The organism is Arthrobacter sp. SO5 (genome assembly GCF_020532805.1).
Taxonomy (GTDB): Bacteria; Actinomycetota; Actinomycetes; order Actinomycetales; family Micrococcaceae; genus Arthrobacter.
On the sequence record NZ_MQTQ01000007.1, the window covers coordinates 22,522 to 33,184 of the forward strand.

The window sequence follows — 10,663 nt, forward strand, 5'->3', positions numbered from 1 at the left end:
TAGCCCGCCGCCTGGCGGAGCGCGCACTGGGCCGGGACAGGGGTCCTAAGCCTCTGACATCGCACGCACCGCCGCCGCAGTATGGGTCCATACCAACCCCCAGCTGAGGAGAAGCCAGTGGCACCAAGGAGTTACGGCATGGCTGAAACCCCGGTGCTGTGGTTTGAAAAGATCGGCATGGGCGATGTCCCGCAGGTGGGTGGCAAAAATGCCTCGCTCGGCGAACTCATCCGGTCGCTAGCGGCCCAGGGCGTGCGGGTACCGGACGGCTTCGCCACCACCGCGGACGCGTACCGCCGGTTCATCGACGCCAACGGGATCGAGACCGCGATGCGCTCACGGATCCAGTCCTACCGGGCCGGCGAAACCTCCCTGCGCGCCACCGGGGAAGCGATCCGGGAGTTGTTCCTGGACAGTGACTTCCCCGAGGATATCGCCGCGTCCATCCGCTCCCACTACCGGGAACTGGGGGAGCGCGCCGGACTGGACCGGCTCTCCGTGGCGGTCCGCAGCAGCGCCACCGCCGAGGACCTGCCGGATGCGAGCTTCGCCGGGCAGCAGGAGACGTTCCTGAACATCGCCGGGGAGCGGGAGCTCCTGGACGCCTGCCGCCGCTGCTACGCGTCGCTGTTCACCGACCGCGCCATCAGCTACCGCGAGGTCAAGGGCTTCGACCATCTGGATGTCGCCCTCTCAATCGGGGTTCAGCGCATGGTGCGCTCCGACGTCGGCGCCTCCGGGGTCATGTTCTCCATCGACACGGATTCCGGTTTCCCCCGTGTAGCGGTGGTCAGTGCCGCCTGGGGGCTCGGCGAAACGGTGGTCCAGGGCACCATCAACCCGGACAAGTACGTCGTGTTCAAGCCCCTGCTGGCGGAGCCGGAGTTCGCTCCCATCATCGAGAAGACCCTTGGTTCCAAGGACCGGAAAATGGTGTACAGCCTGGGCGGCCACGCACGTACCAAAATGGTGGACACCTCCGAGGCGGAACGCCGGGCGTTTGTGCTGGACGACGCCGAGATCCTTGCCCTGGCCCGCTGGGCCGTGAGCGTTGAGGAGCACTACGAACGCCCGATGGACATGGAATGGGCCAGGGACGGCGTGACCGGAGAACTGTTCATGGTCCAGGCCCGGCCGGAGACGGTGCAGTCGCAAAAGACAGGCTCCCGGTTCACCCTCCACCATCTGCTGGACACCGGCACCGTACTGGTGCGCGGGGCGGCGATCGGCGACTCCATCGCGCAGGGTACGGCGTGCGTGATCCGCAGCGCCGCGGACATCGAAAACTTCCGCGACGGCGCCATCCTGGTCACCGAAATGACGGACCCGGACTGGGTGCCGATCATGAAACGGGCGGCCGGCATCGTGACCGACCGCGGCGGCCCCACGAGCCACGCGGCGATCGTGAGCCGCGAACTCGGGGTCCCCGCCGTCGTCGGCACCGGCAACGCGACCACTGTCCTGACCGAAGACCGGGCCGTGACCATCTCCTGCGCCGAGGGCGATGAAGGCCGGGTGTACCAGGGCAGCCTCGCGTTTGAGACCGAGGAGGTGGACCTTGGGGAGCTGCCGGAGACGCGCACCAAAGTCATGGTCAACATCGCCAGCCCCGCCGCCGCGTTCCAGTGGTGGCGGCTTCCCGCTGACGGCGTCGGGCTCGCCCGGATGGAATTCATCATCAGCGCCCTGATCCGGGTCCACCCGATGGCGCTCGTGCACCCGGAGCGGGTCACCGACCCCCAGGAAGCAGCGCAGATCCGTGAACTGACGCGCGGGTACTCGGACCCTAAGGCCTACTTCGTCGACGCCCTGGCCCTCGGGATCGCCAAGATCGCAGCGCCCTACCATCCCCGGCCCGTGATCGTCCGGCTCAGCGACTTCAAGACGAACGAGTACGCGCACCTGATCGGCGGTTCCGCCTTCGAGGAGCCGGAGGAGAACCCCATGCTTGGCTTCCGGGGCGCCTCCCGCTACTACGACGAGCGTTACCGTGAGGGATTCGCCCTGGAATGTGCGGCCCTTAAACGGGTCCGGGAGAAGCTCGGGTTCGGCAACATCATCGTCATGATTCCGTTCTGCCGGACCCCGGAGGAAGCGGACAAGGTGCTGGCCGTCATGGCGGAAAACGGCCTGGTCCGCGGCCAGGACGGCCTGCAGGTCTACATGATGTGCGAGATCCCGTCCAACGTTGTCCTGGCCGGGAAGTTCGCCACCCGCTTCGACGGCTTCTCGATCGGCTCCAACGATCTCACCCAGCTGGTCCTGGGCGTGGACCGGGATTCGGCCCAGCTCGCCTCGCTCTTCGACGAACGCGACGAGGCGGTCATGGCGATGATCAGCGAGGCCATCTCCAAGGCCCACGCCGCCGGGATCAAGATCGGCATCTGCGGCCAGGGCCCCAGCAACCACCCGGAGTTTGCGGCGTTCCTGGTCAGCGAGGGCATCGATTCGATCTCCCTGAACCCGGACAGCTACCTCAGGACCGTTCCACGGATCGCGGAAGCCGAGAAACTGGCCGTTTCGCAGTAGCGGCGGGGGACGGCTTCCCGGCCTTCGCGGAGTCGCCGGCGCTGAGCGCGCGCAGCGCATTGAGGATTGTCGCCAGGTCCACGAGTTCCTGGGACAGGGCACCCGCGATCGCCGGGACGAAGCCGGCCGCCGCCGCGAGCATCAGCGCCACGCTTAGGGCGATGCCGATCCAGATGCTCTGCAGCGCTACCCGGACGGTCCGCTGGCCGATCCGCACGGCCGAGGCCACCTTGGACAGGTCATCGAGGATGATCACGACGTCGGCCGACTCGCCGGCCGCCGTCGAGCCGCGCGCGCCCATGGCGATCCCGACGTCGGCGACGGCCAGTACGGGGGCGTCGTTGACGCCGTCGCCGACCATCATGACCGGGCGCAGCGGCAGGGACCGTACGGCTTCGACCTTGTCCGAGGGCAGGCACTCGGCGCGGACGTCGGTGAGTCCGGCTTCGTCCGCGATGTGCTCGGCGGTGGCGAGCGCGTCGCCGGTGAGCATGACGGTCCGGGTGACGCCCAGTTCCTTGAGCTCGGCCAGGGTGCGGCGGGTTTCCCCGCGGATGGGGTCACTCATCACGAGGGACCCGGCGAATTCCCCGGCCACCCCCACGTAGATGGCGAGTTCGCCGCTGGCCAGCTCCGTTTCCTCGACGCCGGCGGCCGCTTCCGCCACGAACTTGGGCTTGCCGACCACCACGTCGCGGCCGTCGAAGCGCGCCCGGACGCCGTGCGTGGCGAATTCGTTGGCCTCCGTTGCGGTGTCGAAGACCAGCCCGCGGTTCCGGGCGGCGTCCATCACCGAGGCGGCGAGCACATGGGAGGAGTACTGTTCGGCGGAGGCCGCCAGCCCGAGGACCCCGTCCTCCGTGAAGGAGCCCGCCGTCCGGACCGCGACCAGGGCGGGGCGGCCGTAGGTCAGCGTGCCGGTCTTATCGAAGGCAACGGTCTTGATCCGGCTCAGCTGTTCCAGGACGCCGGCGTATTTGACGATGATGCCGGCGCGCGCGGCTCGGCTCATGCCGCCCAGGAAGGCCACGGGCGCGGCGATCAGCAGCGGGCACGGGGTGGCGACCACCAGCACTTCCGCGAACCGGGCCGGGCTGCCGCTGATGATCCAGCCGACCGCGCCGAGGGCGTACGCGAGGGCGGTAAACGGGACGGCGTACCGGTCCGCGAGCCGCACCATGGGTGCCTTGCTGTCGGCGGCTTCCTTGACCAGGGCGACGATGCGGCTGTACTGCGAATCCGCCATCAGGGCCGTGACCTTCATCCGGACCGCGGCTTCGCCGTTGAGGGAGCCGCTCATCAACCCTTCGCCGGCCGCCCGCTCCACGGGCAGGCTTTCTCCGGTGAGCGAGGACTCGTCAAAGCTGCCCGATTCGGAGAGCAGGATCCCGTCCAGCGGTACCACTTCACCCGGTTTGACGAGCAGGACGTCACCGATCCGGACGTCGGTGGCGGCAATATCCTCGTGCTGGCCGCCTGCCGTGGCTCCGGCTGCATTAGTTCCGGCTGCGGTGGTGCCGGCTGCGGTGGTGCCGCTGCGTTCCCGGTGGGCCGTCTGCGGGACGCGTTCCAGCAGGGATGTCAGTTCTTTCTTTGCCCGGCCGGCGGCGAAGTCCTCAAGGGCCGTGCCGCCGGCCATCATCAGGACAATGATCATGGCGGCGATGAACTCGCCCACCAGGACGGTGCTGACGATCGCGGTGACCGCCAGGATGTCGATGCCCCATTGGCCCCCCATCAGCCGGCGGACCATGCCGACGGCCAGATAAGCCGCTACGGCCAGCGCATAGGTGCTTGCGGCGACCTGCGCAATCAGCGGCTGCCCGGACAGGAGCAGGATGAGCACCGCGAGCAGGGCAGCGACAGTGCCCGCAACCAGCGGATACCGGAGCAAAATTTTCACGGATATCCTGCCTTAGAACTCGCTGTGTGGACTACTTTGCATCCTACTGCTCAGCCAACCGGTGACTGGGGCTGCCAACGCAGGTTACGCGGGCACCGGAGGACCACAACACAAGCACCACCAACCACCACCAAGCAACGCGGGGTCAGATCGCGCCCATCCGAGGGGTCAACATGGGCGCCAAGTGACCCCGCGTTGCTTGGGAGTGTCGGCCTGGGCCGGGCCTTTCAGCCCTAGTCGCACTGGGGCCGGTGGTGCCACAGTGAAGCATGTGGCCGAACCTTTCCGGCCGGCGCCGATGGCTGGCTGCCGCGGCCGCGGTGCTGCTGCTGGCCGCCGCGGTAGTGCTGGCCGTCGTCTTTTCGGCGGTCCCGCCGTCATCCGCCCCGGCGCCTTCGCCGTCATTTCCGGCCACGTCCAGCCCGTCTGACAGCCCGGCGCCGGGTTCGGCGCCGTCGGCCGCTCCGGTCCCCGGCCCCAGTGAAACCGTTCCGGCCGGGCCTGCACCGCTGCCCGCCATCCCGGCTCCCGAACCGCCGGCTCCCGAACCGCCGGCACCCCCAGCACCGCCGGCACCGCCGGCACCGCCGGCCGCGTTCCCTGCCGCGCTCGCCGGCCGCGACCTCGAGGTGATCCCGGGGGCCGGAGCGGTGGTGGCGCTGACGTTCGACGCCGGGGCCAACTCGGCAGGGTTGCCCAGCATCCTGCAGACCCTGGCCGCCACCGGCGTGCGCGGCACGTTCTTCCTCACCGGCAACTGGGCCGCCGGCAACCCGGCCGGCGTCGCGGCGATCGTCGCGGGCGGCCACAGGGTGGGCAACCATTCCATGACCCACCCGGGCTTCACCGGACTCCCCGACGCAGCGATCGGAGACCAACTGGTCCGGGCGCAGCAGGCCATCCAGGCCAGCGGAGGGGATCCGCGGCCCTTGTTCCGCTTCCCCTTCGGCGAACGTGACGCCCGGACCATCGCCACGGTCAACGCCGCCGGCTACCTGCCCGTGCGCTGGACCGTGGACACCCTGGGCTGGAAGGGCGGCAGCGGAGGAATCACGGCGCAAACCGTGGCGGACCGTGCCCTGTCCCGGCTTCAGTCCGGGGAAATCGTGCTGATGCACGTCGGCTCCAATCCCGACGACGGGACCACCCTCGACGCCGATGCTCTGCCCGGGATGATCGAGCGGATCCGTCTGGCCGGCTACGGCTTCACGACGCTCGACGCGCTGCTGGGCTGACGCCGCTCAGCCGACGATGAACCGTGGACCGGCCGCACGTTGCGGTAGAACGCCACTGTTGCGCCGGGCGCAGGCCTGATACGACTAAGGCATGACGGAGTCGCCCACCCTTGCCGCCGCCCTGGCGCCCGTCGATGCCGTGATCTTCGACCTCGACGGAGTGGTCACGGACACGGCGGAGCTTCGCGCGGCGGCCTGGAAGCAACTCTTCGACGCCGTCCTCGAAGACCCGCGGCTTCCCGCCGGGACCCGCCGGGACCCGTTCGTGACCGACGACTACCTGGACCTGGTGGCGGGCCGGACCTGGGAGGACGCGGTAACCACCTTCCTGGCCGCCCGCGGGGGAACCATCCCGGCAGGCTCGCCTGCGGATGGTTCCGGGGCATGGACCGCCTTCGGACTTGCGGCACGGCATCACGAACTGTTCGAAGAGCTTCTCGGCACCGACCCGGTCCGGGCGTTCCCCGGCACGGCGGAGCTGCTTGGCCGGCTCAAGGCAGGCCGCGTCCCCGTGGTGCTCGCCACCTCCGCCAGGAACGCGCAAGCACTGCTCGCCGCGGCAGGACTCGGGGACGTCTTCGATCACATCATTGACGGACAGACGGCCCTGGACCGCGATGTTGCGGGAAAACCGGCCCCCGCGCTGTCCCTCGAAGCGGTGCGCCGGCTACAGATCCCGCCCGCCCGGGCAATGGTCATAGAGGATTCCGTGACGGGGGTGGAGTCCGGCCGGCGCGGCGGCTTCGGAATCGTCGTCGGCATCGACCGGGACGGGCGCCGGGAACCGCTGGAAGCGGCGGGCGCCGACGTCGTCGTCGAGGATGTCAGCCAGCTGGACATCGGGCTCGTCATCACGCATCCGTGGCTGCTGGTTTATGAGGGCTTCGACCCGGCGCACGAGGGCCACCGCGAAGCCCTCACCACGCTGGGCAACGGCTACCTGGCCACCCGGGGAGCCGCGCCCGAGCACCGTGCCGGGGCCGTGCACTATCCCGGCAGCTATCTTGCCGGCGTCTACAACAGCCTGCCCAGCGTGGTCATGGAGCAGGAAACGGTCGACGAGCACATGGTCAACATCCCCGACTGGCTGCCGCTGGACCTCAGGATCGGCGACGGGGCGTGGTGGTCCGAGGGCGGACTCTCGCTCCGCAGCGAGCGCCGCACCCTGGACATGTTGCGCGCAGTGCTGACCCGGGAGGCGCTCCTGGAGGACGACGCCGGCCGGCAGCTCCGAGTGCTGCAGCGCCGCCTCGTGTCCATGGCCACGCCACACCTCGCCGCACTGGAAACGGTCATCACCGCTGTCGGCTGGGGCGGGGAGGTCAGCATCCGCAGCGGCTGCGACACCTCCGTCACCAACTCCAACGTCCCCGACGACGCGGCGCTAGCCAACCGGCACCTGGGGTCCGTCCAGGTCGCCGCCTCCGGAGCCGGGCCGGGCACCGCCGGACTCACGGTGGAGGTCCGGACCGTCACCAGCGGAATCGGGATCGCCCTCGCGCTGAGGACGGAGGTTTCCGGGTCCGACGGGCCGCCCGGGGCCGGGATCCTTGAACAGCTGGGCGGGCTGCACACCCACCGCTTCGAGCTGTCCGTGGCCGCGGGGGAGCCGCTGACAATCCTGAAGACCGTGGCCGTGACCTCCTCCCGCGACCACGCCATCGCCTCGCCGCTGACGGCGGCCCGGGCCGTCCTGGCCCGCGCCGCGGGCGGGTTCGCAGCCCTGCTTGCGGACCACGGGGCCGCGTGGGCGGTCTTGCTCAAGCCCTTCGTCATCGAGCTCGACGACAGCTCGCAGGCGCAGCTCATCCTCAACCTCCACGTCTTCCACCTGCTGCAGACCCTGACCACCCACACCGCCGAACTCGACGCCGGCGTGCCGGCACGCGGCCTGCACGGAGAGGGCTACAGGGGACACGTCTTCTGGGATGAACTCTTCGTCCTTCCGCTGCTGAACTCGCGGCTGCCGTCCCTCGCCCGGGAGCTGCTCGATTACCGGTGGCGGAGGCTCCCCGCGGCCCGGGACGCGGCGCGGGCCGAGGGCCTGGCAGGGGCGCTGTTCCCCTGGCAAAGCGGCAGCGACGGCTCGGAACAGACGCCGAGGCTGCTGTTCAACCAGCGGTCCGGGCACTGGATGCAGGACTACTCCCGGCTCCAGCGCCACGTTGGCCTCGCTGTGGCCTACAACGCGTGGCAGTATTTCGAGGCCACCCAGGACCGGGGTTGGCTTACCGAGCATGGTGCGGAGATCGTGGTCGAGGTCGCCCGGCTGTTCGCATCCATGGCGGAGTTCGACCCCGCGGACGACCGTTTCCACCTGCGGGGCGTCATGGGCCCGGACGAATACCACACCGGAAATCCTGGGGACCCGGGCGGCGGACTGAGCGATAACGCCTACACCAACGTCATGGCCGCCTGGGTGTTCGACCAGGCAGTCTGGGTCATGCATTCCGTCCGGGGGTTCGACATGGAGGAACTGCGCACCCGCCTGCTGATCACCGCCGCCGAGATCGAGGCCTGGGAACACCTCAGCCGCCGAATGTTCGTGCCGTTTCACGGCGACGGCGTCATCAGCCAGTTCGCCGGCTACAGCAAGCTCCGGGAACTCGACTGGAAGCACTACCGCCGGACCTACGGGCTGATCGAGCGGCTGGACCTAATCCTGGAGGCGGAAGGCGACAGCACCAACCACTACCGGCTGGCCAAACAGGCCGACGTCCTGATGCTGCTCTACGTCCTGGGCGAGGACCAGCTGATCCGGTTCCTGGCCAGGCTGGGCTACGCCGTCACCCCCACCCAGATGGCCGCCACAGTGGACTTCTATCTGGCCAGGACTGCGCACGGCTCGACGCTCAGCCGGGTGGCCCACGCCTCTGTGCTGGCGCAGCGCGATCCCGAGCGGGCGTGGGCGACCTTCCGGGCGGCACTGGACGCGGACTTGGACGACACCCAGGGCGGAACCACCCGCTCCGGTATCCATCTGGGCGCGATGGCCGGGACGATCGACGTGGTCCAGCGCAGCTTTGCCGGGTTGCGGATTACGCGCGATGCCCTCGACTTCGCGCCCCGGCTGCCGGCTGAACTCAGTCGCGTGGACTTCCAGGTCCGCTACCGGGACCAGATGCTCGCCGTCCACCTCGAGCGCGACCGTCTGAGGGTCTCGGCGGCGCCCGGCGACGCCGCCCCGGTGCTGGTGCGCGTGGGTACCCGGCGGGTGCTGCTCCGGGCCGGCCAGGAACACGAATTCCTGCGCCGGGACGGCTGACCAGACCGGGACGGCTGACCAGACCGGGCCGCGACGTCCGGCGGCCGCCACGCCCGGCTACATCGAGTCCAGCCGGAGCACCGCCGCGCCCGTGATCCGGTCCTCCGACAGGTCAAGCAGGGCCCGGTCCGCGGCGCCGAAGGGGTACGGGACGGTCGTCGGGCGGATCGGGATCTCGGCGGCGAGGCGGAAGAACTCCTCGCCGTCGGCCCGGGTGTTCGCCGTGACGCTGCGGAGCTGGCGTTCCTGGAAGAGCTCTGCGGCGTAGTTCAGCGGCGGGATATCGCTGAGGTGGATGCCGGCGATGGCGAGCGTGCCGCCACGGTCCAGGGCGCGCAGCGCCGCGGGCACCAGGCCGCCCGCAGGGGCGAACAGGATGGCGGCATCCAGCGGGTCCGGGGGGACGTCGTCGGCGCCGCCGGCGAACGTCGCGCCCAGCTCGAGGGCGAGGCGCCGGGCCTCCGCAGACCTGGTCATGACGTAGACCCGCGCACCCCGGTAAAGGGCCACCTGTGCTGCCAGATGCGCGGAACCGCCAAAGCCGTAGATCCCCAGCCGGCCTCCGATCGGCAGTTCCGCCCGGCTCAGGGCCCGGTAGCCGATGATGCCCGCACACAGCAGGGGCGCGGCCTCGTCGTCGGAAAAGACCTCGGGGATCCGGTACACGAAGTCCTCCGCGGCGGTGATGAGCTCGGCGTAGCCGCCGTCCCGGTCCCAGCCGGTAAAAACCGGGGACAAGCACAGGTTTTCCTCGCCGCGCAGGCAGAAGCGGCAGATGGCACAGGTCCCGCCGAGCCAGGCAACGCCCACCCGGTCGCCGAGCGAGAACCTCGCGGCGTGCGCCCCGCGACCGACGACTTCACCGACGACTTCGTGGCCGGGAATCGTGCCGGGGCGCTTCGGCGCAAGATCACCCTCCGCCAGGTGCAGATCCGTGCGGCATACCCCGCACACCCGGACCCGCACCAGCACCTCGTGCGGCCCGGGGTGTGGATCCGGGCATTCCGCGAACACCAGGGGACGGGTTTTCATCGGTCCCGGATGTCCAACCCGCCAGGCTCGCACGGGCCGCCTCCTCTCCTTGTTGCGTCCTAGTGGCGCGCGATCAGCGGGTAATCAGCACGTTGCAGCGCGCTTTGTGCAGGACGGCAGAGACGGTGTTGCCCGGTCCGCCGTCGCGGTTGTGGGTGCCGATCACCAGCACCTCGGCGTCGCCTGCAGCCGCCAGGAGTTCCTTGGACGCGGCCCGGCCGTCCCGCAGGGTCCCGGAGATTGCCAGTTCCGGAGCGAGCTTTCGGGCGTCTGCGAGTGCGTGGTCCAGCAGTTGCTGGCCATGGAGCGAGGCATGCCGGCCGTGCTCCTCCCGGTTCCCGCCGCGCTCCCGGTCAATGTGGACCAGCTGAAGGGAGGTGCCGAGGACCTCCGCCAGCCTGACGGCACCAGCCAGCGCGGCCGGGCTCCGGGAGGTGCCGTCGATGCCCACCACTACGGGGTTGGCGGCACTGCGCGGGCGCCGGATGACCAACAGCGGACAGGGCGAGGAGCCGGCCAGGTCCAGGCAGATGGACCCGGCCAACTGGCCCAGCACACCGCCCTGGCCGCGGCTGCCCACGACCAGGAGGCCGGCGTCCCGGGCTGCCTCACGCAGAACCCGCGCTGGCAGGCCAGCTTCCATGATCCCGTCGACCGCGGCGCCCGCCGGGCTGCTGGTGCCCGGGGCGGGGGCGGCGT

Annotated in this window: 6 protein-coding genes; 3 read left to right on the forward strand and 3 right to left on the reverse strand. The window is 69.9% G+C overall.

Translation table 11 applies throughout. The annotated features are described in order from the left end of the window. Positions 1-138 precede the first annotated feature (138 nt). A complete protein-coding gene (gene ppsA, locus BJG92_RS01470; protein WP_232082249.1) occupies positions 139-2,529 on the forward strand; it encodes a phosphoenolpyruvate synthase in 2,391 nt (796 codons plus the stop codon). Here ppsA and BJG92_RS01475 read toward each other — a convergent pair. Next, positions 2,477-4,432, reverse strand: coding sequence for a heavy metal translocating P-type ATPase (locus BJG92_RS01475; protein ID WP_232082250.1), 1,956 nt, complete (start codon positions 4,430-4,432; stop codon positions 2,477-2,479). The genes ppsA and BJG92_RS01475 overlap by 53 nt on opposite strands. Before the next feature lie 269 nt (positions 4,433-4,701). On the opposite strand from BJG92_RS01475, the gene BJG92_RS01480 reads away from it, so the two are divergent. Both BJG92_RS01480 and BJG92_RS01485 read left to right on the forward strand, forming a co-directional pair. Further along, the gene (locus BJG92_RS01480) at positions 4,702-5,667 is read left to right on the forward strand and encodes a polysaccharide deacetylase family protein (RefSeq protein ID WP_232082251.1); all 966 of its coding nucleotides are present in this window, start codon (positions 4,702-4,704) and stop codon (positions 5,665-5,667) included. A gap of 91 nt (positions 5,668-5,758) precedes the next feature. Further along, entirely contained in the window at positions 5,759-8,932 is a 3,174-nt protein-coding gene (locus BJG92_RS01485) for an HAD family hydrolase (protein ID WP_232082252.1), read from the forward strand. A 57-nt stretch (positions 8,933-8,989) separates the two neighbouring features. On the opposite strand, the gene BJG92_RS01490 is transcribed toward BJG92_RS01485, so the two are convergent. Both BJG92_RS01490 and BJG92_RS01495 read right to left on the reverse strand, forming a co-directional pair. Further along, a complete protein-coding gene (locus BJG92_RS01490; RefSeq protein ID WP_308011605.1) occupies positions 8,990-9,997 on the reverse strand; it encodes a zinc-dependent alcohol dehydrogenase family protein in 1,008 nt (335 codons plus the stop codon). 40 nt (positions 9,998-10,037) lie between these two features. Then, positions 10,038-10,663, reverse strand: a 626-nt coding sequence (locus tag BJG92_RS01495; protein ID WP_232082254.1) for a universal stress protein, incomplete at its 5' end; no start/stop codon positions are given.